The following is a 22209-nucleotide window of genomic DNA, read 5'->3' as shown; positions in this document are numbered from 1 at the left end:
CCTTTGTTACCCACGCGTCAGCTGCCCGCTCGGGAAGCCTGTCCCCCCGCCGCCTACCCGCGCAGGAAGTCCGTGATGCCGTCCGCGATCCCCTGCGCCGCCTTCTCGCGCCATGCGGGGTCGGTGAGCAGACCCGCGTCCTGCGGGTCGCGCATGTTGCCGCACTCGATGAACACCTTCGGGACCGTCGAGAGATTGAGCCCCCCGAGATCGCCGCGGGTGTCGAGCCCCGTGCCGCCGCCGATGTAGTTGGACGGCGCGCTCCCGGTGACCCGGACGAAGTTCCCCGCGATCCGCGCGCCCAGTTCCTTCGAGGGTCCGACGATGGGCGCGGTGTCCGCCGCGCCGCCCTTCACCAGGGCGGGCAGGATCACATGGAAGCCGCGGTTGCCGACGGCCGAGCCGTCGGCGTGGATGGAGACGGCCGCGTCGGCGTGGGCCTTGTTGCCGATGGCGGCGCGCTCGGTGACGCACGGGCCGTACGGGCGCTCGCCGTCGTGGGTGAACACCACCTTCGCGCCCTGGTTCCGCAGGATCGTCCGCAGCCGGTGGGCGACGTCGAGGCTGAACGCCGCCTCGGCGTAACCGGCGTCCGTGGACGTGCCGGTGGTGTCGCACTCCTTGCGGCCTGTGCCGATGTCCACGGAACGGTCGATCTCCGCGGTGTGCTCGCTGTTGCGGATGTTGTGGCCGGGGTCGACGAGGACCACCTTGCCCTTGAGCGGGCCGTCGGCGCGCGGCGCCTCGTCGTCCGTGACCCCGGCACCCGCACCGGCCGACGGGCCGGGCGATGCGGTGCCGCCGTCCCCGGACCGTGCGGGGCTCGGCCGCCCCGAGGCGGGCCGGGAGGCCGCGGCCGAGGGAGCGGAGGGGCCCGAGGGGGAGGCGGCCTTGGCGGCGGCGGAGGTCGCGGCCACCGGGTGCCCGGCCCCGTCGGCCGCGCCCCCGCTCGCGTCCCACAGCAGCCAGCCCACGAGACCGGCGGCCACCAGGGCCACCAGCGCGACTATCAGAGGGGTGGGGCCGCCGGCCCGGCCGGACAGGCCGGCACGGCGGGGCGCACGGGGAAAGCTGCCTTTGGACACCCGGCGATGCTAACGCCGCCCGTCAGATTCCGAGACCGGTCCGGCGGAGAACGTGCAGGGAACGGGTCACCGAGACCTCGGTGAAGGCACCGGACCCGAGCGCCCTGCGGTACACGCGGTACGGGGCCTGTCCGCCGTCGGCCGGATCGGCGAACACGTCGTGGATGACGAGCAGTCCGCCCTCCGCGAGGTGCGGGACCCAGCCCTCGTAGTCGGCCGTCGCGTGCTCGTCGGTGTGGCCGCCGTCGATGAACACCAGCCCGAGCGGCGTGCCCCACACCGCGGCGGCCTGCGGCGACCGGCCGACGAGCGCGAGCACATGCTCCTCCAGACCGGCCTGGTGGAGCGTCCGCCGGAACGTGGGCAGCGTGTCCATGCGCCCCACGACGGGGTCGACGACGGAGGCGTCGTGGTACTCCCAGCCGGGCTGCTGCTCCTCGCTGCCGCGGTGGTGGTCGACGGTGACGGCCGTGACCCCGGCCTCCCGCGCGGCGTCGGCGAGCAGGATCGTCGACCGGCCGCAGTACGTGCCGACTTCGAGCAGCGGCATGCGCAGGGCCGCGGCCTCGCGGGCGGCGGCGTGGAGGGCGAGCCCCTCGTCGAGCGGCATGAAGCCCTTCGCCGCCTCGAATGCGGCGAGTGTCTCGGGCTTGGGGGCCATGGGGGTCCTCCTGAAGGTGCGCGCGTGGTGGATGCAGGTTACGCGGCCGCCTTCGGGGCCTTGGCCCCGGACCCTGACCCCGGACCCTGGCCCTGGCCCCGGCCCTCGGCCCCCGGCCCTTGGCTCTTGGCTCCTGGCCCCGGCCCTTGGCCCCTGGTCCTTGGCCCCTGGTCCTTGGCCCCTGGTCCTTGGCCCCCGGCCCCCGGCTCCTGGCCCCGGCCCCCGGCTCCTGGCCCCGGCTCCTGGCCCCGGCCCTGGCCCCTGGCCCCTGGCCCTGGCCCCGGCCCCTGGCCCGGACCCTGGTCCTTGGCTCCTGGCCCCGGCCCCGGCCCGGCCCTGGCCCCGGACCCCGTGCCCGCTCCCCGGCGGGCACCGGCGTCGGCGCCGGCGGCCCGCCCGGGCGGGGCGGGCGTCACCCCGCCGGGTGGAAGGGCGGACCTGCCGGGCGGAAGGGCGGACCCGACGGGCGCTCGCCCGGTCCCGTGCCGCCGCCCACCGGCCCGCACCCGCACCCCACTTGTCCCCCCCTGCAACTACAACCACCCGTTCTGCCGCGCCGCCCGTACCGCCTCCATCCTGTTCCGCGTCTGCGTCTTCCCGATCGCCGCCGACAGGTAGTTCCGGACCGTCGCCGGGGACAGGTGCACCCGTGCCGCGATGTCCGCCACCGTCGCCCCGTCCACCGCCGCCGCCAGGACGTCGCGCTCACGCTGCGTCAGTGGGTTCGGGCCCGCGCTCAGGGCGGCCGCGGCCAGGGCCGGGTCGATGACGCGCTCGCCCGCGAGCACCCGCCGGATCGCCGCCGCGAGGTCCTCCACCGGGCCGTCCTTGACCAGGAACCCGGAGGCGCCCGCCTCCATCGCGCGCCGCAGATACCCGGGGCGGCCGAACGTGGTGAGTATCAGCACCCGGCAGCCGGGCAGCCGGACGCGGAGGTCCGCCGCCGCGTCCAGGCCGCTGCGGCCCGGGAGTTCGATGTCGAGGAGCGCGACATCGGGCTCCGTCTCCAGGGCCTTGGGGAGGATCTCCTCGCCGTCGCCGACCTGGGCGACGACCTCGAAGTCCTCCTCCAGCCCGAGCAGCAGCGCGAGCGCGCCCCGCATCATGCCCTGGTCCTCGGCGAGGAGCAGTCTGATCATTTGCCGTGGTCCTCCTCGGACTCCGCGTCGACGGGCAGTTCGGCCACGAGGCGGAAGCCCCGGCGCCCGTCGGGGCCGCTGGTGAGCGCCCCGCCGGCGGCGGCCAGCCGCTCGGCCAGCCCCTTGAGACCCGAGCCGCCCACCCCCGTGGCCGCCGGTTCCGAGCCTACGCCGCGCCCGTCGTCGGTGATCTCCAGACGTATCTGGTCGGTCTCGCCGCGCACCTCCACCACACAACGGCTCGCGCCGCTGTGCCGCACGACGTTGGTGACGCCTTCGCGGACGACCCAGCCCAGCAGTGCCGCGGTCTGCGGCGGCAGCGGCGGCCCCGACTGCCGGACGTCCACGTCGATGCCGGACGCCTCCAGGAGGGAGCGGGCCCGGTCGAGCTCGGTGGTGAGGCTGCCCTCGCGATAGCCGGTGACGGCCTCGCGGATCTCGACGAGCGCCTGGCGGCCGACGGCCTCGATGTCGGCGGCCTGGCCGAGCGCCGCCTCCAGGTCGCGCGGGGCGAGCCGGCGCACGGCCTCGGCCTTGACCACGATCACGGACATGGTGTGGCCCAGCAGGTCGTGCAGATCGCGGGAGAAGCGCAGCCGCTCCCGCTCGACCGCGCCGCGCGCCAGCTCCTCGCGGGTCTCGCGGAGCTGGGCGACGGTCTCGAAGAGCGTCAGGACCGCGGCCGTGACCAGTCCGGAGAGCACCGTGCCGTAACCGACGATCAGGGAGTCCTCCGCGCCGCCGCGGAACCCCGCGATGACCCCCGCGGAGCCGGAGAGCGCGATCACCACGGCGCCCAGGATCCGGCCCCGGCCGCGCAGTACTATGCCCGCCGCCAGCGACAACAGCGGGAAGCAGAGCAGCCAGTTGCCGCCGTAGCCGATGGACAGGGCGTAGGTCACCACGGCCAGCGCGCAGAGGCGGCCCAGGACGACGGGCTCCCGGCGGCGCTTGTCGTCGAGGCCGCCGAAGACCGTGAGGACGTAGAGGACGACGAAGGCGACCACACCCGCGCCGCCCAGCCAGGGGTGCGGCAGCTCGCCCCGGAAGAGGCTCTGCACGTCCCCGGTGAGCATGAAGAGCCAGGGCAGGAAGGCCGGCTTGCCCGGTGGCTTGTGCCGGGCGGCCTCGATCGTTCCGTCGTTCATGGTGACGAGCCTATGTACGCCTCGCGAGCCGCGGCAGTGCCAAGTGTGAGCGGCCTGCCATGACATTTGTCCCGCCCGCGGCCGGGGCCGGAACACCCGGCGGGGCGGCGCCGGTGGCCTTCCCACCCTTGGGACGATCGGCTATACATGGGTGCCACCGGATCGGCTAGAACGCGTTCTAGGGACAGCGCGTACGGGCCGGGCCGGCAGCGACCCCGGTACGGCCGACGGTGCGGACACCCCGGCCGGGATCCCCACCACGCGTGAAGGAGCCGTGCCCGATGCCCATCGACGCAGCGCAGGCGGTCGCCGCCGAGCCCCGCCGCAGCGAACTGACCTGGGATCACAAGGACGTCATCCTCTACCACCTGGGCATCGGCGCGGGCACCCCGGCGACCGGGCCCGACGAGCTCCGCTACACCCTGGAGACCCGGCTGCACGTGCTGCCCTCCTTCGCGACCGTCGCGGGCGGCGGCCGCGCCGTGTCCGGCGGCCTCGCCACCCCGGGAATCGACGTCGACCTCGCCGCCGTCCTGCACGGCGGGCAGACCGTCGAGCTCCACCGGCCGCTCCCGGCGCGCGGCACCGCCACCCAGACCTCCCGTGTCGCCGCCGTCCACGACAAGGGGAAGGCGGCCGTCATCGTCCACCGCTCCGACGTCGAGGACGCGGAGGGGCCGCTGTGGACGAGCCAGAGCGAGATCTTCGTCCGGGGCGAGGGCGGCTTCGGCGGCGAACGCGGCTCCGCCACCCGCCTCGACGCCCCCGAGGCCGCACCCACCTGGACCGTGGACCGCCCGATCCGCGAGGACCAGGCCCTCCTCTACCGACTGTCGGGCGACTGGAACCCCCTGCACGCCGACCCCGAGTTCGCCAAGCGGGCCGGCTTCGACCGGCCGATCCTGCACGGCCTCTGCTCGTACGGCATCACCCTCAAGGCCGTCGTGGACACCGCGCTCGGCGGTGACGTCGCCCGCGTCCGCGCGTACACCACACGCTTCGCCGGTGTCGCCTTCCCCGGCGAGACCCTGCGCGTGCGGATGTGGCGCGACACCCCCGCGCCCGGCCGCGTCCAGGTGACCGTCACCGCCGTGGAGCGCGACGACGCCCCCGTACTCGCCGACACGGTCGTCACCCACACCTGAGCCCCCGGCAGCACCCGGGCCGTGCCCGCCGTACCCGCCGCACCCTGAACGGACCGTCCGTACGCGAAGGGAGTCGCACCATGCGCGCAGCCGTACTGCACGAGACAGGCCAGGACAAGCTGGAGATCCACGACGACGTCGAGGCCGTGGGCTTCGGACCCGGCAAGGTCCGGCTGCGCATGAGGGCCGCCGGGCTCTGCCACTCCGACCTCTCCGCGATGTCCGGGGTGCTGCCGCAGCCCGCGCCCCTCGTCCCCGGCCACGAGGGGGCCGGCGAGGTCGTCGAGGTCGGCGACGGCGTCACCGGGCTGTCCCCCGGCGACCGGGTCCTCCTCTGCTGGCTGCCCGCCTGCGGCGACTGCCCCGCCTGCCGGCGCGGCCAGACCCATCTGTGCCCGTCCGGGTTCGGACACGCCGGGACCCCGTCCTTCCGGCGGGCCGGCGCCGACCTCTTCGGGTTCGCCGGCACCGGCACCTTCGCCGAGGAACTCGTCGTGCACGCCGCCTGCGCCGTGCCCATCCCCGACGACGTGCCCTACGACATCGCCGCCCTGATCGGCTGCGGCGTCACCACCGGCCTGGGCGCGGCACTCGACACCGCGCGCGTGGCGGCCGGCTCCTCGGTCGCGGTCATCGGCTGCGGCGGCGTCGGCATCAGCGTCGTCCAGGGCGCCCGGGTCTCGGGCGCGGCGCGGATCGTCGCCGTCGACCCGACCCCCGCACGGCGCGAGGCCGCGCTGCGGTTCGGCGCCACGGAGGCCGTACCGCCCGAGGGCCTCGGCGACGCCCGCTCCCGGATCACCGGGGGCGAGGGCTTCGACTACGTCTTCGAGGTCGTCGGCACCTCCGCCACCGCCCGTACCGCCTACGAGGCGACCCGGCGCGGCGGCACCCTCTGCGTCGTCGGGGCGGGCGCGGCGGACGACTTCCTCAAGATCAGCATGTTCGAGCTGTTCCTCGACGAGAAGCGGATCCTGCCCTCGCTCTTCGGCGGCGGCGACGTCCTGCGCGCGTACGCGCGGGCCATCACCCTCTGGCGGGCGGGCCGTGTCGACCTCGCGGGCCTCATCACCCACAGAGTGCCGCTCGCCGGGGTCAACGACGCCGTCGACCAGATGCGCTCGGGAGAAGCGCTGCGCACCTGCGTGGAGATCTGAGCGGACCAGGAAAGAGCAGGAAGAGATAGGGGAGAGGGAGGAGGGGACCGGGAATGACGACGGAGCGGCCGCTCGTCGGCCGGACCGCGATCGTCACCGGCGCCGGCCGGGGCCTGGGCCGGGCGGAGGCCCTGCAACTGGCCGCGCTCGGCGCCCATGTGGTCGTCAACGACCACGGGAAACCGGGCCGCGACGGCTCCGGGGAGGCGTCCGCCGGGCCCGCCGAGGAGGTCGTCGCGGAGATCCGCGCGGCCGGCGGCCTGGCCACGGCGCACGCCGGGGACGTCGCCGACTTCGACGGAGCCCGTGAGCTCGTACGCCTCGCGGCCGGACTCGGGGCCGAGGCCGGGGGCGGGCTCGACATCCTCGTCAACAACGCGGGCATCCTGCGCGACCGCATGGTCTTCTCCATGACCGAGGACGAGTGGGACTCGGTCGTCCGCGTGCACCTCAAGGGCCACTTCGCCATGCTGCGTTTCGCCGCCGCGCACTGGCGGGAGCGCGCGAAGGCCACCGGCCGGCCGGTGTACGGACGGGTCGTCAACACCTCCTCCGAGGCGTTCCTCGCCGGTTCGGCCGGTCAGCCCAACTACGCCGCCGCCAAGGGCGGCATCGTCGGCCTCACCACCTCGACGGCCGCGGCCCTGCGCAAGTACGGGGTGACGGCCAACGCGATCTGCCCCCGCGCCAGGACGCGGATGACCGAGGACGTCTTCGCGGACATCGGCGAGGGCGGCGGGCCGGGGGACGGCGCCGCCGGTACGGACGTACTCGCTCCGGCTCATGTCTCGCCGCTGGTCGGCTATCTGGCCTCACCGGCCGCCGCAGGGGTGAGCGGGCAGGTGTTCGTCGTGCACGGCGGCATGGTCGCCGTCGTGGAGCGCCCCAGGGTCGCCGCGAGGTTCGACACGGCCGGGGACGTCTTCAGCGTGGCCGAGCTGGACGGGCTGCTGACCCCGTACTACGCGGAACGGCCGCCGGGGGAGGGCTTCGCGGCGGTGGAGGTACTGGGGCTGAAGCGGGGCTCGGGCGGGCCCGAGGCGGGGTAGGGGCCCGGCTGAACGGGGGCCGGGCGCGGGCCCGCAGAGGGGGTACGGGGCTGGTGGGGGCGGGGGCTCGGGCGGGCCGGGCGGGGTCCGGGCCTGGGGAGGAGGGGGCTCGGGCGGACCTGAGTGGGTCCGGGCCCGGCGGAAGCGCGGGCTCGGGCGGACCTGAGTGGGGTCGAGCCCGGCGGAAGCGCGGGCTCAGGTGGACCTGGGCGGGGTACGGGCCCGGCGGAAGCGTGGGTCCGGGTGAGCCCGAGTGGGTACGGGCCTGGAGCGTGTGGGCCGGAACGCACCTGGCCCCCCGGCAGTACCGGGGGGCCAGGTCGCGTGCCGTCGTGGCTCGGCTCAGCGGCCGTCCGCCGTGCGGCGGTGCTTGCCGTGGGCGTTCGCGGCGGCGCTGTCGTCGTCCGGGGAAGCCGGACCGCGGTGCCTGCCGGAGCCGGCGGCTGCGGCCTGGGCGGACGCCTCGAAGGGGCGCGCCTCGGTCGTGTCGGTTCGGGCGTCGGGCATGGGGTAAGTCACTCCGTCGGATGGGCTTGCGTGCTGGGCGCGTCGGGGGCCGCGGCAGTGGCGCACGGCGTCGACGGACGTCAACTCGCTTCTCGCGCACGACCGTTCGGCCCACCACCGGCGCCGTGCGGTACAGCTGCGCAACCCCCGCCCGAATTCTAACGGGACCTTGATCGCCTAGCCACCCGGTCCACCGGCGCGTCGCCGCCCCTTCGCCGCCCCGTCACGGGTGCGTCCGGCGGCCCGGCGGGCCTTGCCGGAGGAGCCCCTGCCCGAGCGGGCCCTGCTGGAGCGGCGCCTGCTGGAGTGGGACGGGGCGGTGCGGCTGCGAACTGTCCGGACCGTGCGTCAGGAACGGCTCGCGCGGCGGGCCCTGGGCGCTCCGGGCGGCCACGGACCACGCTCCCGGCATCGGCGCCGGGCCCCCGGGGAACGCGGTGGGCGGCACCGCCGTCCACACCCCGGCCGTGACCGGGGGCTCCAAGGACTCGACGGACGGTGCGACCGGCGCGGATGTGACAGAAGAGAGGGGAGCGAGGGGAGTGGCGGGGGTGAGGGGCCCGGAGGGCGCGGCGGCCGGGGTCGGAACCGACGGAGCCGCCGGCCGGTCCGCCAGGGGCGGTGTCGCCAGGGGAAGCACGGGCGTCGCGGGCGTCACAGGTGTGACGGGCGCGGGGGCCGTCGCGCCCGTGGAGGTCACCGGCGCGGCCATGGGCGGGCCGGCCGCGGGCGTGCCCGCCGTGCCGGATTCCGGGTGCCGTGGGGGCGGCGGGCCCGCCACCGGCCCCTGCGGGGACCCGGGGCGGGCCGCTCCGCACCGGGTCGCCCGCGGGGCCGGTGGCGCGCCGGCCCGGCCCGGCGTCCGGCGCGGCGGCCTCGCGGACACCGGCCTCGCGGACACCGGCCAGGTGGACGCCCTGCCCCCCGCCGCCTTCCCCGCTCCCGCCGCCCGGTCCGCCCCGGCCGTCCTGCCCGGTCCGACCGTCCCGCCCGGCCTGCCCGCTCCCGGTGGCCTGTCCGGTCTGTTCGGTCTGTCCGGCCCGCGCCGTCCGCCGGGACCCGCCGTCGCTCCCCGCGCCCTCGCGGGCCCCGTCCTCCGCCCCCGCGACCGGCAGTCGCAGCCGCGCCAGCCCGCAGCGCACATAGGGCGTCACATAAGGCAGCCGCAGCTCGCCGGCCGGGGTCCACAGGCCCGTACCCACCAGCCAGCCGGCCGGGCCGGGGAACTGCTGGAGCTGCCGGGCGGAGGCCCGCCACACCCCCACCCAGCTGCCCGAAGGCCCCTCGATCCGGAAGGCCACCGCGCACCCCTCCGGGGCCAGCTCCTGGCCCGGCTGCGCGGCGAAGGGCGTCAGGACGACCTGGGGCAGGTGCAGGCACTCGGGGAAGCGCACCGGGCGCGTGGAGCCGAGCACCCCCCAGCCGAGCCGGTCGCCGCCGGGGGCGTCGGACCGTACGAGCAGGAGGCCGCTGTAGGGGTCGGCCAGCAGCAGCCGGTCGTTGCTCTCCTCCGTGATCTGGAGCAGCGGGCTGATCTCGCCGCCGCGCTCCAGGTCGGCCACGACGGTCTTGGTCCGGCCCGCCAGCTCGCGGTCGAGGGCCAGCAGCCGGCCCGTGCGGTCCAGCCAGGCGCCGCCCGAGCACTGCCCCGGCACGTCCGCGACCCGCTGCGGGCCGAAGCGGCCGCCGTACAGCAGCCACAGCTCCGTGGACCGCTCGCCGTGCACCAGGCCGTAGGCCGACCCGCCGCCCGGGGCGGGCGGCAGCAGGGACAGCCGGGGGCACTCGACGGAGCCGAGCGGCAGCTCGCCGGTGCCGGGGCCGGTGGGGTAGAGCAGGGCGAGCGTGTGCCGCTCGGCCACCCGGCGCCGGATCAGGACCCGGCCGTCGGTGAGCGGCAGGACCTCGCTGTCGGGCTCCTCGGGCTGGCCGCCGGGCAGCGGGACGGCGTAGGGCTCGGGGCCGTCGAGCGTCCAGCGCTCCGGGAACCAGCCACCCGTCCCACCGTCCAGAGCCAGCCGGGCGGCGTACGAACCGTCCGCTGTGATCGTGAATGCCGCGCGTCTCATGTCCATCGGCGCACTCCGCGGGGTGCTCTGTGGAGTGCTCTGGGGGGCACAGACCGTCATGAGAAACGTCACCTCCGGCACTGAACGTAGTTATCGCACTACCTGCCGAACAATGCGAGTGAGGTCGCTTCACGCATAAGGGTGGCCAATGTCCGATTCGCCTGAGCGATGCGAGGTGGGTGTGCTGCGCGAGGTGTGACCGAATGTAAGGTAAGGCGAACCTAAGTGGCCGAAGGGGCGTCCTTGACGCGCTCCCCGCCCGCCGCCCCCCGATCCAGGAGCTTTCGATGTCCCTCCGCCGCCGCGGCACCGCCGCCGTCGCCCTGTCCGTGGCAGCCGCCCTCTCCCTCGCGGCGTGCGGTTCGTCAGACGACGGCAAGGACGGCGGGGCGGGCAAGGACGGCGGCAACGGCTCCAAGTCCGTCGCCCAGGGCGGCAAGGACTTCGGCAAGGCCGCCGAGAACACCGCGAAGCTCGGCACGGACGCCAAGCCCGGCCAGTTCCCGCGCACGATCACCCACGCGCTCGGCAAGACGGAGATCAAGCAGGCGCCCAAGCGCGTCGTCGTCCTCGACGTCGGCGAGCTGGACAACGTCGTCTCCCTCGGCATCAAGCCGGTCGGCTGGGCGCCCAGCGAAGGCAGCCAGGAGATCCCGGCCTATCTGAAGAAGAACGTCGGAGAGCCCAAGAGCGTCGGCACCATCAGCAACCTCAACCTTGAGGCGATCCACGCGCTCAAGCCCGACCTGATCCTCGGCAGCAAGCTGCGCGCGGAGAAGAACTACAAGGACCTCGCGCAGATCGCGCCGACCGTCTTCAGCATCCGCCCCGGCTTCACCTGGAAGCAGAACTACCTGCTCAACGCCGCGGCCCTGGACAAGACCGACGACGCCAAGAAGCAGCTCGCGGACTACGAGGCCAAGGCGAAGAAGCTCGGCGCGGACGTCGGCGACAAGAAGCCGACCATCAGCATGGTGCGCTACCTGCCGCAGTTCACCCGCCTGTACGCGCGGCAGTCCTTCATCGGCACCGTCCTCGAGGACGCCGGCCTGCCCCGCCCGAAGATCCAGCAGGCCGACAAGCTCGCGGTCGAGATCAGCCCGGAGAACATCGACAAGGCCGACGGCGACTGGATCTTCACCGGCGTCTACGGCGACCCGGACAAGACCAAGCGCGACGCCGCCCAGGACAACCCGCTGTGGAAGAGCCTGAAGGCGGTCGGGGACGGCCACGCCAAGGACGTCCCGGACGAGACCTGGTACCTCGGCCTCGGCGTCACCGCCGCGAACAGCGTCCTGGACGATCTCCGCGGCTTCCTCGTCAAGTAGCCGGACCGGAGGCGGGCGGCGGCGCCCCGGGCGACCGCCCGCCTCCGGTGAGGGTCGTACGGGCACGAGGGCCAGGTAGCCTTTCCCCGTGCCCGTACTGTCTGAAGTCATCGCCGCCCTCGACGCCCTCTGGCCACCCGAGCGGGCCGAGCAGTGGGACGCCGTCGGTACGGTCTGCGGCGACCCCGACGCCCCGGTCGGCCGGGTGCTGTTCGCCGTCGACCCCGTGCAGGAGGTCGCCGACGAGGCCGTGCGGCTCGGCGCCGACCTGCTGGTCACCCACCACCCGCTCTACCTGCGCGGTACGACCACGGTCGCGGCCTCCACCTTCAAGGGCCGGGTCGTGCACACCCTCATCAAGCACGACATCGCCCTGCACGTCGCGCACACCAACGCCGACCGCGCCGACCCCGGCGTCTCGGACGCCCTGGCCGGCGCGCTCGACCTGCGGGTCACCGGCCCGCTCGTCCCCGACCCGGACGACCCCGCGGGCCGCCGCGGCCTCGGCCGGATCTGCGAGCTCGACGCGCCGGTCACCCTCGGCGAATTCGCCCGCCGCGCCGCCGAGCGGCTGCCCGCCACCGCGCAGGGCGTCCGCGTCGCCGGCGACCCGGAGCGCCTCGTCCGCACCGTCGCCGTCTGCGGCGGCTCGGGCGACTCCCTCTTCGCCGAGGTGCGCGCCGCCGGTGTCGACGCCTACGTCACCGCCGACCTGCGCCACCACCCCGCGTCCGAGGCGCAGCAGCAGAGCCCGCTCGCGCTGGTCGACGCCGCGCACTGGGCCACCGAGTGGCCCTGGATCGAGCAGGCGGCCGCCCAGCTCGACGAGATCTCCGACCGCCACGGCTGGGGTCTGCGCACCCACATCTCCCGTACGGTCACCGACCCCTGGACCGCCCACGCGGCCTCGTCCAACGACACCTCACCTGGAGCCCCCAACTGAACGCCGCGCCCGCCGACCAGATCCGCCTCCTCGACCTCCAGGCGCTGGACACCCGCCTCGGACAGCTCGCCCACAAGCGCAAGAGCCTGCCCGAGCACGCCGAGATCGCCTCCCTGGAGGCCGACCTCACCCAGCACCGCGACCTCCTCGTCGCCGCGCAGACCGAGGAGAGCGACACCGCCCGCGAGCAGACCAAGGCCGAGCAGGACGTCGACCAGGTCCGCCAGCGCGCCGCCCGTGACCAGCAGCGCCTGGACACCGGCGTCGGCGTCTCCGCCAAGGACCTGGAGAACCTCCAGCGCGAGATCGCCTCGCTCGCCAAGCGCCAGGGCGACCTCGAGGACGTCGTCCTGGAGGTCATGGAGCGCCGCGAGTCCGCGCAGGAGCGCGCCACCGAGCTGACCGCCCGCGTCGAGTCCGTCCAGGCCAAGGCCGACGACGCCGTCGCCCGCCGGGACGCCGCCTTCGCCGAGATCGACACCGAGGCCGCCTCGGTCACCAAGGAGCGCGAGATCGTCGCCGGCTCCGTCCCGGCCGATCTGATCAAGCTGTACGACCGGATCCGGATCAAGGAGGGCGGCGTCGGCGCCGCCCGCCTCAGCCACCGCCGCTGCGAGGGCTGCCGCCTGGAGCTGGACATCACCGGCCTCAACGAGGTGCGCGCCGCCGCCGCCGAAGAGGTCGTCCGGTGCGAGAACTGCACCCGCATCCTGGTCCGTACGTCCGAGTCGGGGCTGTAGGACCCATGGCGCAGCGCTTCGTCGTCGAGGCGGACGGCGGCTCCCGGGGCAACCCGGGGCCCGCCGGCTACGGCGCGGTCGTCCTCGACCCGGCGACGGGTGAGGCGCTCGCCGAGGCGGCCGAGTACATCGGCACCGCCACCAACAACGTCGCCGAGTACAAGGGTCTGATCGCCGGTCTGAAAGCGGCCAGGGACCTGGACCCGGAGGCCCGGGTCCAGGTCCGCATGGACTCCAAGCTCGTCGTCGAGCAGATGTCCGGCCGCTGGAAGATCAAGCACCCGGACATGAAGCCGCTCGCGGCCGAGGCGAAGGCGGTCTTCCCGCCGGGCCGGGTGACCTACGAGTGGATCCCGCGCGAGCGGAACAAGCACGCGGACCGGCTGGCCAACGAGGCCATGGACGCCGGCCGGCTCGGCAGACAGTGGGAGCCCGGCGCGTCGGGCGCCGCCCTCGCCGCCGGTCCGGGCAGCCGGCCGGGCGCTGGCACCGGAACGGCCACGGCCACGCTGCCGTCCGCGCGCGCGGAGGCCGCGGCAGCGGCCGCCGGGGCGGCGGAGGCCGTGGAGCCGAAGGCCCCGCCCGTCGGCTGGGCCGCGCCCGCCGACCTCGGCGCGCCGACCACCTTCGTCCTGCTCCGGCACGGCGAGACGGCCCTGACGCCGCAGAAGCGCTTCTCCGGCAGCGGCGGGGGCGACCCCGAGCTGTCGCCCGCGGGCCGTCGCCAGGCCGAGGCCGCCGCCGCGGCCCTGGCCGCGCGCGGCACGATCCAGGCGATCGTCTCCTCACCGCTGCGGCGCTGCCAGGAGACCGCCGGGGCGGTGGCCGCGCGCCTGGGCCTGGAGGTCCGGGTCGACGAGGGCCTGCGCGAGACGGACTTCGGCGCCTGGGAGGGCCTGACCTTCGCCGAGGTCAAGGAGCGCCACCCCGGCGATCTGGACGCCTGGCTGGGCTCCTCGAAGGCCGCCCCGACCGGCGGCGGCGAGAGCTTCGCGACGGTCGCCCGCCGGACCGCGCTCACCCGCGACAAACTCCTCGCGCGGTACGCGGGGAAGACGGTCCTCCTGGTCACCCATGTGACGCCGGTGAAGACCCTGGTACGGCTGGCCCTGGGCGCCCCGCCGGAGTCCCTGTTCCGCATGGAGCTCTCGGCGGCCTCGCTGTCGGCCGTGGCCTATTACGCCGACGGCAACGCGTCGCTGCGGCTGCTGAACGACACGTCGCACCTGCGGTAGCGGGGCGGGCCGCCGGCCGGCACCGGCCGGCGGCCCGGCCGCGCTCACCCCTCGGTGCCCGCCGCGAGCGCCTCGTCCAGGGCGGCGAGCGCCGCGAGCCGCTGCCGCTCACGCGCCTCGATGCCGTACGCGCTCTCGCCCGTCGCCGCGACCCTCGGGCACTGGGGGCAGTGCCAGCGGTCGGGCGCGCCGAGCGGTGGCGCGGTCATGGGGATCTCGCAGTGGGGGCACTTCACGATCACTCCTTCCACATGGCCGCAGGACGCGCAGACCCACACGGGGCCCTCCGCGTCGTGCTGCCGCCAAGCGGTCCTGTGACACCGCGGGCAGCCGGTCGTGACGATCCCTGCGCGGCTCATGACGGGCGGCTCCGGGGTGGTGTCCGCGTATTCGATGATCCGGGCTCTGATCCGGTCGTCCGTGGTGTTGGCCATCCGGAGCAGGTGTGCGACTCGCGAGCGTGCTTCGTCAACGAAATCGTTCATGGCGGGCAGCAGGCTACGCCGAGTGGGTGTGGCCGTAGTACCGGCTTCGTACCGGAACCTCCTACGCCGTCGGCCGGGCGCGAACGGCGGCCGGCCGCACAGGCGCTGGTCCTGGCGGGTGAGGTGGCGTTCCCTGGCGCGGTGTGGCGCGGCCTGGCGCGTTCTGGGATTGACCCTTACGGACGACCCCGCGCGGAGCGCTGTCGCTGACGGGAGAGCGGGGGCGGGGGAGCCGGCCCGGCCGGCTCAGGCGCGCAGCGCGGCCGCCTCGCGGGCGAGCCGGGTCACCCGCGCCCAGTCGCGGCTCGCGAGGGCGTCCGCGGGCAGCATCCACGTGCCGCCGACGCAGCCGACGTTCGGCAGGGCCAGGTAGTCCGGCGCGGAGCCGGGTCCTATGCCGCCGGTCGGGCAGAAGCGCGCCGCGGGCAGGGCGGCGCCCAGGGACTTCAGCCAGGCGAGCCCGCCGGACGCCTCGGCCGGGAAGAACTTCATCTCGCGCACGCCCCGTTCCAGCAGAGCCATGACCTCGGAGGCCGACGAGACCCCCGGCAGGAACGGCAGCCCGGCCGCGCGCGCCGCGGCCAGCAGGGGCTCGGTCCACCCCGGGCTCACCAGGAACCGGGCCCCGGCGCCGGCCGCCTCGGCCACGTGCCCGGGGCCGAGGACGGTGCCCGCGCCCACGGTCGCCTCCGGCACCTCGGCGGCGATGGCCCGGATAGCCCCGAGCGCGGCCTCCGTCCGCAGCGTCACCTCGACGGCCGGGAGCCCGCCGGCGACGAGCGCCCGCGCGAGGGGGACGGCGTCGGCGACGTCGTCGAGGACGACGACGGGGAGGACGGGGGTGAGGGCGAGGATGCCGGGCATGGGGGCATCTTGGCGTGGGGTGGGGGTTGTTGCAATGGGCGTTGCGGTCTGTGCAACGGGGCGGTGGGGTGCGGGGTGCCGCTGCGCGGGGCTTTTCCCCTACCCGCCCCTTCCCGAATGTCCTCAAACGCCGGACGGGCTGAATTGTTGCCCGGAACGGGCGGAAAATTCAGCCCGTCCGGCGATTGAGGACCGGGGCCCGGGGCGGAGCCCCGGTTCGGGAAGGGGCGGGTAGGGGACAAAGCCCGCCGCAGGCGCACCCCCCGGCACCCACCCCCGCTACAACTCCGTCACCACCACATCCAGCGCCCAACCCCGCCCCGCACCCGACGGCGCCGACGCCTCCACCACGTACCCCAGCTCCCGCAACGCCCCCACCAGCTCCTCCGGCCCCGACGGCGACACACCGGCCGTCAGCAGCTCCCGCACCAGCCGCCCCTTCGTCGCCTTGTTGAAGTGGCTCACCACCGACCGCTTCTCGACGCCGCCGACGATCCTCGACTGGAGCACCCGCACCGTCGCCGTCCGCTCCGCCACCTCGCCCTTCGGCTTCCACGCCGTGGCGTACGCGGCCGAGCGCAGGTCGAGGACCAGCCGGCCGGCCGCCGCCGCCGGCAGCGGCCCGGCCATCGCCCGGCGCCAGTGGGCGCCGAGCGCGCCCAGGCCGGGCAGCTTGACACCCATCGAGCAGCGGTACGAGGGGATGGCGTCCCCGATCCGGACCGCGCCCCACAGGCCGGAGAAGACCAGCAGCGACTCCTCCGCGCGCCGCCGCGCCGCCGGGTCCAGGGAGGAGAGGCCGAGCGCGTCGTAGAGCACACCGGTGTAGATCTCGCCCGCGGGGCGGGTGCCGGACGTCAGCAGCGCCGCGTTCTTCGCGACCTCGCCCCGCAGCCCGGGGGAGAGGCCGAGGACCTCGGCGGCCTTCTCCTCGTCGCCCGCGCACAGCTCGACCAGCTCCGTCAGCACGGCCTCGCGGGCCTCGGCGAGCGCCGGCAGCGACAGCCCTCCGGTCTCCAGCGCGGGCCCGGTGCCACCTGTGGCCTTGCCTTCGGACGGCGGCAACAGCACGAGCACGGTCGTTCTCCTTCAGCGGGTGACGGGGGTGTGCGGAGGGCGCGGGACCTCGGACGCCCCGAGGCGGAGGCCGCGCTCGTTCCCCCGCCGAGCCTAACGCCGCCCGCCGCCGTCCCCGCCGTGCCGCCCGCCCCGACCGGAAATACGCTCGATGTCATGCCCCGCCGTCAGATGCACGTGACCGACCGGGACGGCGCCCCGCTGCGGGCGGCCCTGCGTGAGCTGCGCGCGCGGCCGGGTGTACCCGGGGAGTTCCCGGCGGCCGTCCTCGCGGAGGCCGAGCAGGCCGCCCGGCGGCCCCGGCTGCCCGTGCACGACGCCACCGACCTGCCGCTGTTCACCATCGACCCGCCCGGCTCGATGGACCTGGACCAGGCGATGTTCCTCGCCCGCCGCGACCGGGGCGGCTTCCGGGTGTACTACGCGATCGCCGACGTCGCCGCCTTCGTACGGCCCGGCGGGCACCTCGACGCCGAGGCGCACCGCCGGGTGATGACCCTGTACTACCCCGACGGCCGCGTCCCCCTGCACCCCGACTCGCTCGGCGAGGGCGCCGCCAGCCTGCTGCCCGACCACACCCGGCCGGCCCTGCTCTGGCAGCTCGACCTCGACACGGACGGCCGGGTCGTCCGGACCGACGTCCGGCGCGCCCTCGTCCGCAGCCGCGCCAGGCTCGACTACGCGGGCGTCCAGCGGGCGGTGGACTCCGGGACGGCGGAGGAGCCGCTGTCGCTGCTGCGGGAGATAGGGCTGCGCCGGGAGGAACTGGAGCGCACACGTGGCGGGATCTCGCTCAACGTCCCCGAGCAGGAGGTCGTCCGGCGCGGCAACCACTACGCGCTGGAGTACCGGGCACCGCTGCCCGTGGACGGCTGGAACGCCCAGATCTCCCTGATGACCGGCAGCGCGGCGGCCGAGCTGATGCTGGGCTACGGCACCGGCATCCTGCGCACGCTCCCCCCGGCCCCGGAGAGCGCCGTGGCCAGGCTGCGCCGGGTGGCCCGCGCGCTCGGCGTGAACTGGCCGGACAGCATGCCGTACGCCGTCGTGATCCGCGCGCTCGACCCGACGCACACCCAGCACGCCGCGTTCCTCCAGGAGTGCACGACGCTGTTGCGCGGCGCCGGCTACACCGCGTTCGACCGGGAGCGCCCCACCGAGCTCCCGCTGCCCGCCGACCCGGCCGCCCTCACCCACGCCGCGCTGGCGGCGCCGTACGCCCACTGCACCGCCCCGCTGCGCCGGCTCGTCGACCGTTACACCGGCGAGCTGTGCCTGGCGGCGGCCGCGGGCACCGAGGCCCCCGAGTGGGTGCGGGTGGCGCTCGACGCGCTCCCGGGGGAGATGGAGGCCGGCGGCCGGCGCGCGGCCCAGGTGGAACGGGACTGCGTGGACCTGGTCGAGGCGGCGCTGCTGCGCGACCGGATCGGCGAGATCTTCGACGCGTACGTCGTGGACGTCCAGGAGAAGCGGCCGACGGCGGGCACGGTCCATCTGTACGAGCCCGCGGTGGTCGGTCATGTGGAGGGCGACGCCGACGGGCCCCCGCTGCCGCTGGGGCACCGGCTGCGCGTCCGGGTGATCGAGGCGGACCCGGGCAGGGAACGGGTGTGGTTCGCCCCGGCGTGAGCCCCGTGCGGGACCCGGTTCAGGCGTCGGCCGGCTCGGGCAGCAGGGCGCGGACGGCGGCCACGGCCTCCGCCGGGTCGTCGGCGTGGCAGTGCAGGGTCCGTACGACCACGGGCCGGGAGAGGAGGCGGCGGACGGTGAGGGGCTCGGTCAGCTCCACGGTGAACGAGGTCTGCCCGGCGATCGGCACGTCGAGGACGCCGTCGGCCGGGGCGCTCCCGGTGGGGAAGCGGAGCTCGCGGCGGACGGAGGCGATGAGGTGGGCGGGGATCCGTACGTCCAGCCGTGCCCCGTGGCGCAGCCGCAGGCCGTCCGGGCCGACGGTGTGCGGGCGGGCGACGCACCCGGCGTGCAGGCCGAGGACGAGCAGCAGGGTGTACAGGTCGAGGACGAGGACCACCTCGTGGAGGCCGGGGTGGCCCGCGGTGAAGAAGGACATCCCCGTGGTCTCGACGACGCACACGAACAGCAGCGCGTACACGGTCGACGCCTGCGCCCGGGCGTAACCGAACCCCCGGGCCCCGCCGCCGACCCCGTCCCGCCGCCCCGAGACCCACAACCCGAGCCCGCGCCACACGCGCGCCTCGTGCACGGCGAGGGCCTTGAGCCACGGGAGCGTTCGTTTCATTCCGGGGTGTCCTCTCCGGTCAGCAGGTGGACGGTGCGGCGGAGCGCCTCGGCCTGCGCGGGGGTGAAGTCGGCGAAGAAAGCGGCGAGGAAGGCGTCGCCGGCTCCGGGGCGGTGACCGGGGAACCCGTCCACCGCCCCGGGCGGGAGGAGCGCGACGAGGGCCCGTGCGGCGGCGTCCACCCGGGGGTCGTCGGTGCCGGTGCGGGCGTCGAGGGCGTCGAGCAGCGCGTACGCCTCGTACGCCTGCCGCACTCCGTCCGGCGTGCCCACCGCCGACCGCAGCAGCGGAAGCAGCGCTTCGCGTTCGCGGGGCCCGGCGACCGTCTCCAGGAGGGTCAGCACCTCGCGGTCCTTGGCGGCCATGACCGGCTCGGGGCCGGGGAGGGCGTCGGCGGCCCGGGCCAGGTCGGCGAAGAGGACGGTGAGCTCCTCGGAGACCGGGCCCTCGGCGGGCAGGGTGCCGTCCTCGGCCCGGCGCAGCAGGGTGGCCAGGCGGACCCGGCGGGCACGGATCGCCGCCTCCTGCCGGGCCAGGTCGGCGTCGAGCCCGGCCAGCGTCTCGCGCAGCTCGCCCCCGGAGCCGTCGGCGAGGACGTCCCGCACCTCGTCCAGGCCGAGCCCCAGCCCGGTGAGCCTGCGCACCCGGGCCAGGGCGACGGCGTCGCGCAGCCCGTAGACGCGGTAGCCGTTGGCCAGCCGCCGGGGCTCCGGCAGCAGCCCCAGGTGGTGGTAGTGGCGCACGGTCCGGGTGCTGACGCCGGCCAGCGCGGCGAGTTCTCCGATCTTCATGGCGACCTCCTCGGGCACCATGAGAAACCCTTACGCTGCGGCAAGGTCAAGTGCCCCCGGCCCGGCAGGTAGCATGGTCGGAACGGCGGACGAGCCGACCGGGTGGCCGCGTGGGATCTTCGGATCTCCCGAGGAACGTCCGGGCTCCGTACGGCAGGGTGGTGGGTAACGCCCACCCGGGGTGACCCGCGGGACAGTGCCACAGAAAACAGACCGCCGGAGGCCGCGAGGCTTTCGGTAAGGGTGAAACGGTGGTGTAAGAGACCACCAGCGCCTGAGGTGACTCAGGCGGCTAGGTAAACCCCACCCGGAGCAAGGTCAAGAGGGCCGTCGCAAGACGGCCTGCGCGGACGTTCGAGGGCAGCCGGCCCGAGTCCGCGGGTAGACCGCACGAACCTGCCGGCAACGGCAGGTCTAGATGGATGGCCGCCTCCCCGAGGGCCGCGAGGCCCTCGGGAGACAGAACCCGGCGTACAGGTCGACTCGTCCGTCGGTCATCTGACGCATGGCCCCCAGATCCGCCGAAACGGCAGGTCAGGGGGTTTTTGCCGTGGGGTCGTCCACCCTTGTCATTCCTGGGTGATCGGGCCCGTTCCGGCCCTCTTCCTGGCGTCGTGTGGCGATGATGTGGCGGTGACGGAGCGTGCGCCGAACACCTTCACGGGCGGCGGTTGTACTCGGCCATCGTGGTCTTCGAAGTGGACGCGTCCTTGAAGACCAGCTCCCATGGGCCGGTGTTCACGTCGAAGTCCTTGCCGAAGCCGACCCACTTCCCGGTCATCTTCCGGCCGGTGGGTTCTACCAAGAGCTGAATCGCTCCGTGGTAGACCGCTCCCGCGTAGTAGCCGTCCTGAGCCGTCTCCTCTCGCCACGTCCCCGTGACGACGTTCCCTTCGACTGTCAGGTCGAGGGTGAGCGGTGAGTCAGGGTTGGCGGAGCCTTCCGGCAGGGACCGCGCGGTGAGTTTGTTGCCGTGCTGGATGATCACCACGTAGTGCTCGCCGCTGAAGTCGGACCCTCGGCCCGACGAGTGGAATTCGTACCGGGACAGCCAGATCCCCGACAGGGTGCCGTGATCGCTGTGCTTGGTCATAGGAACAGCACCTCCCGGGGCTGTGATGGCTCCCACCTTTGCCGCCTCTCCTTGCGCCGGTCGTCCGTGCCCGTTGGTCGCGTCCGTGTCCGTCGCCCGAGCGTTCGGGACCGGTATGGCGAACCCTAGGGCCTCGATCGGCAGCCCTGTGACCCGCTCCAAGGACCGGACGTAGACCGGCCTGGGCATGCCGACCTTCCCGGCCTCCCATCGCTGCACGTTGCGCTTGGCGCAGTCGTTCGGCTCACCGCGTTCCTTCCCGTCTTCACGTATGGCGAGAGCCAGATCGTCCTGGGACATACGCAGGCTGATTCTGACGGCGCGAAGGATCGTGTTGGGTTCGGCCACGCCTTCGACAGTAGGGCGCCGGGCGACAGTTGGTCACGGGTTTTGACCGATGAATGACGCCGGAATGACACCTTGACGGTCGCCGCGTGGACTTGAGGCGCGCCGGTACACCTATGGCATTGACGGGGGTAGCGGCCGAAGGGACGAGCTGATGAGCACACGTGCCGTGGTTCGACGGGCGGACTCCCGCAGCCCTGCGGGGAGCGCAGTGAGCGGGCCGCAACCCCCATCCGGGTGAAGGTGCCACGCCACCCCATCACGCGCTGTCAGGATGCCGCCACGGACCAGAGCGGTTCCCCGAGCAAAGGAGCGCACATGGACACCTCCAGCGTCACGCAAGCGCTGATCCTGGCGGGCGGACAGGCCACCCGGATGCGGCCCTACACCGACGACGCCCCCAAAGCCATGGTCCCCGTGGCTGGTGCACCGATCATCGGCTACCAGCTGCTGTGGCTCGCCGAGCATGGCGTGAAGACCGTCGTCATCTCCGGCGGCTACAAGGCGGAGATGATCAGTGACTACGTCGGCAACGGTTCAAGGTTCGGCGTCACGGCCGTTTACGCGATCGAAGACGAACCGCTCGGCCGTGGTGGCGGTCTCAAGTACGCGGCGCAGCGGCTGCCGGATCTGGATGCTCCGTTCTTCGTCCTGAACGGTGACGTCATCAGCACTTTCTCCCTGGCGGATCTGGCCGGGTACCACGAACGGCATGACGCTGCCGTGACCGTCGCCCTGTCGCCGTACCGCTCCAACTGGGGAGTGGCCGACCTGGACGACCAGGACCACATCAAGGGCTTCGTGCAGTCTCCCGAGTTGCCGTACTGGATCAACGCGGGGATCTACGTCTTCAACCCGGACGTGATCGCGCTCCTCCCGGACAAGGGGGACCACGAGGACAGCACCTTCCCGCGGCTTGCTCGGGACGGCCGGCTGATGGGCTACCGGCACTCGGGCTACTGGCGGGGGATCGACACAGTCAAGGACGTCATGGAGGCATCCAAGGAAGTCCGCAGCGCCGGGACCACCTTGGCCAGCGAGTTCCGCACGACCGACATCGACACCTAGGCACCCGGCTTGCCGGGGCCGCT

Annotated in this window: 21 protein-coding genes and 1 other RNA gene; 10 read left to right on the top strand and 12 right to left on the bottom strand. The window is 74.4% G+C overall.

Annotated elements, in window-relative coordinates:
• Positions 1–53: 53 nt before the first annotated feature.
• From AF335_RS01755 to AF335_RS01740, 4 genes are all read right to left on the bottom strand, one after another.
• Positions 54–1085 (bottom strand): N-acetylmuramoyl-L-alanine amidase, encoded by a 1032-nt coding sequence (locus AF335_RS01755; protein WP_376697844.1) that lies wholly within the window; start codon positions 1083–1085, stop codon positions 54–56.
• A gap of 22 nt (positions 1086–1107) precedes the next feature.
• Positions 1108–1746, bottom strand: a complete 639-nt coding sequence (locus AF335_RS01750; protein ID WP_102916987.1) for a class I SAM-dependent methyltransferase — start codon at positions 1744–1746, stop codon at positions 1108–1110.
• Between the two features lie 533 nt (positions 1747–2279).
• Complete coding sequence (locus tag AF335_RS01745; RefSeq protein ID WP_102916462.1) at positions 2280–2885, bottom strand: response regulator transcription factor; 606 nt, start codon at positions 2883–2885, stop codon at positions 2280–2282.
• Positions 2882–4033 carry a sensor histidine kinase gene (locus tag AF335_RS01740; protein WP_102916461.1) on the bottom strand — a complete coding sequence of 384 codons (1152 nt, stop codon included), beginning with the start codon at positions 4031–4033 and terminating at the stop codon, positions 2882–2884. Before AF335_RS01740 ends, AF335_RS01745 begins: the two co-directional genes overlap by 4 nt.
• Before the next feature lie 281 nt (positions 4034–4314).
• Between AF335_RS01740 and AF335_RS01735 the strand changes: the two genes are divergently transcribed.
• From AF335_RS01735 to AF335_RS01725, 3 genes are all read left to right on the top strand, one after another.
• Complete coding sequence (locus AF335_RS01735; protein WP_102916460.1) at positions 4315–5178, top strand: MaoC/PaaZ C-terminal domain-containing protein; 864 nt, start codon at positions 4315–4317, stop codon at positions 5176–5178.
• Positions 5179–5258: 80 nt separating this feature from the next.
• Positions 5259–6335, top strand: coding sequence for a Zn-dependent alcohol dehydrogenase (locus AF335_RS01730; RefSeq protein WP_102916459.1), 1077 nt, complete (start codon positions 5259–5261; stop codon positions 6333–6335).
• A 53-nt stretch (positions 6336–6388) separates the two neighbouring features.
• Positions 6389–7384 carry a 3-oxoacyl-ACP reductase gene (locus AF335_RS01725; RefSeq protein ID WP_102916458.1) on the top strand — a complete coding sequence of 332 codons (996 nt, stop codon included), beginning with the start codon at positions 6389–6391 and terminating at the stop codon, positions 7382–7384.
• Between the two features lie 342 nt (positions 7385–7726).
• Here AF335_RS01725 and AF335_RS34330 read toward each other — a convergent pair whose 3' ends face one another.
• Both AF335_RS34330 and AF335_RS36535 read right to left on the bottom strand, forming a co-directional pair.
• Positions 7727–7891 (bottom strand): hypothetical protein, encoded by a 165-nt coding sequence (locus AF335_RS34330; RefSeq protein ID WP_170127556.1) that lies wholly within the window; start codon positions 7889–7891, stop codon positions 7727–7729.
• Between the two features lie 158 nt (positions 7892–8049).
• Positions 8050–9966: a hypothetical protein gene (locus AF335_RS36535; protein WP_425329105.1), complete on the bottom strand. Its 1917-nt coding sequence runs from the start codon at positions 9964–9966 to the stop codon at positions 8050–8052.
• 281 nt (positions 9967–10247) lie between these two features.
• Here AF335_RS36535 and AF335_RS01715 point away from each other — a divergent pair, with 281 nt between their 5' ends.
• The 4 genes from AF335_RS01715 (at position 10248) to AF335_RS01700 (ending at position 14206) form a co-directional block, all read left to right on the top strand.
• On the top strand, positions 10248–11288 hold the full coding sequence (locus AF335_RS01715; protein WP_102916457.1) for an ABC transporter substrate-binding protein: 1041 nt from the start codon (positions 10248–10250) through the stop codon (positions 11286–11288).
• An 88-nt stretch (positions 11289–11376) separates the two neighbouring features.
• A complete protein-coding gene (locus AF335_RS01710; RefSeq protein WP_102916456.1) occupies positions 11377–12231 on the top strand; it encodes a Nif3-like dinuclear metal center hexameric protein in 855 nt (284 codons plus the stop codon).
• Complete coding sequence (locus AF335_RS01705; protein WP_184743718.1) at positions 12228–12971, top strand: zinc ribbon domain-containing protein; 744 nt, start codon at positions 12228–12230, stop codon at positions 12969–12971. The genes AF335_RS01710 and AF335_RS01705 overlap by 4 nt, the downstream gene beginning before the upstream one ends.
• A 5-nt stretch (positions 12972–12976) precedes the next feature.
• Complete coding sequence (locus AF335_RS01700) at positions 12977–14206, top strand: bifunctional RNase H/acid phosphatase (protein ID WP_102916455.1); 1230 nt, start codon at positions 12977–12979, stop codon at positions 14204–14206.
• A 44-nt stretch (positions 14207–14250) separates the two neighbouring features.
• On the opposite strand, the gene AF335_RS35315 is transcribed toward AF335_RS01700, so the two are convergent.
• The 3 genes from AF335_RS35315 to yaaA form a co-directional block, all read right to left on the bottom strand.
• Positions 14251–14691, bottom strand: a complete 441-nt coding sequence (locus AF335_RS35315; protein WP_228773323.1) for a hypothetical protein — start codon at positions 14689–14691, stop codon at positions 14251–14253.
• Positions 14692–14937: 246 nt separating this feature from the next.
• Positions 14938–15555, bottom strand: coding sequence for a bifunctional 4-hydroxy-2-oxoglutarate aldolase/2-dehydro-3-deoxy-phosphogluconate aldolase (gene eda, locus AF335_RS01690; protein ID WP_102916454.1), 618 nt, complete (start codon positions 15553–15555; stop codon positions 14938–14940).
• A 279-nt stretch (positions 15556–15834) separates the two neighbouring features.
• Positions 15835–16632 (bottom strand): peroxide stress protein YaaA, encoded by a 798-nt coding sequence (gene yaaA, locus AF335_RS01685; protein ID WP_102916453.1) that lies wholly within the window; start codon positions 16630–16632, stop codon positions 15835–15837.
• Between the two features lie 156 nt (positions 16633–16788).
• Between yaaA and AF335_RS01680 the strand changes: the two genes are divergently transcribed.
• The gene (locus AF335_RS01680; protein ID WP_102916452.1) at positions 16789–18261 is read left to right on the top strand and encodes an RNB domain-containing ribonuclease; all 1473 of its coding nucleotides are present in this window, start codon (positions 16789–16791) and stop codon (positions 18259–18261) included.
• A gap of 19 nt (positions 18262–18280) precedes the next feature.
• Here AF335_RS01680 and AF335_RS01675 read toward each other — a convergent pair whose 3' ends face one another.
• The gene (locus tag AF335_RS01675) at positions 18281–18889 is read right to left on the bottom strand and encodes a hypothetical protein (RefSeq protein ID WP_102916451.1); all 609 of its coding nucleotides are present in this window, start codon (positions 18887–18889) and stop codon (positions 18281–18283) included.
• Complete coding sequence (locus AF335_RS01670) at positions 18886–19680, bottom strand: MerR family transcriptional regulator (protein WP_102916985.1); 795 nt, start codon at positions 19678–19680, stop codon at positions 18886–18888. The genes AF335_RS01675 and AF335_RS01670 overlap by 4 nt, the downstream gene beginning before the upstream one ends.
• A 90-nt stretch (positions 19681–19770) precedes the next feature.
• Between AF335_RS01670 and rnpB the strand changes: the two genes are divergently transcribed.
• Positions 19771–20170: RNase P RNA component class A (gene rnpB, locus AF335_RS01665), an RNA gene on the top strand.
• A gap of 168 nt (positions 20171–20338) precedes the next feature.
• Here the strand turns inward: rnpB and AF335_RS01660 are convergent.
• The gene (locus AF335_RS01660; protein WP_102916450.1) at positions 20339–21073 is read right to left on the bottom strand and encodes a transcriptional regulator; all 735 of its coding nucleotides are present in this window, start codon (positions 21071–21073) and stop codon (positions 20339–20341) included.
• Between the two features lie 363 nt (positions 21074–21436).
• Here AF335_RS01660 and AF335_RS01655 point away from each other — a divergent pair, with 363 nt between their 5' ends.
• On the top strand, positions 21437–22186 hold the full coding sequence (locus AF335_RS01655; RefSeq protein ID WP_102916449.1) for a nucleotidyltransferase family protein: 750 nt from the start codon (positions 21437–21439) through the stop codon (positions 22184–22186).
• Positions 22187–22209: the final 23 nt, after the last annotated feature.

Source organism: Streptomyces eurocidicus, from assembly GCF_002891295.1.
Classification (GTDB): Bacteria; Actinomycetota; Actinomycetes; order Streptomycetales; family Streptomycetaceae; genus Streptomyces; species Streptomyces eurocidicus.
This window is presented reverse-complemented; position numbering and strand designations above follow the sequence as displayed.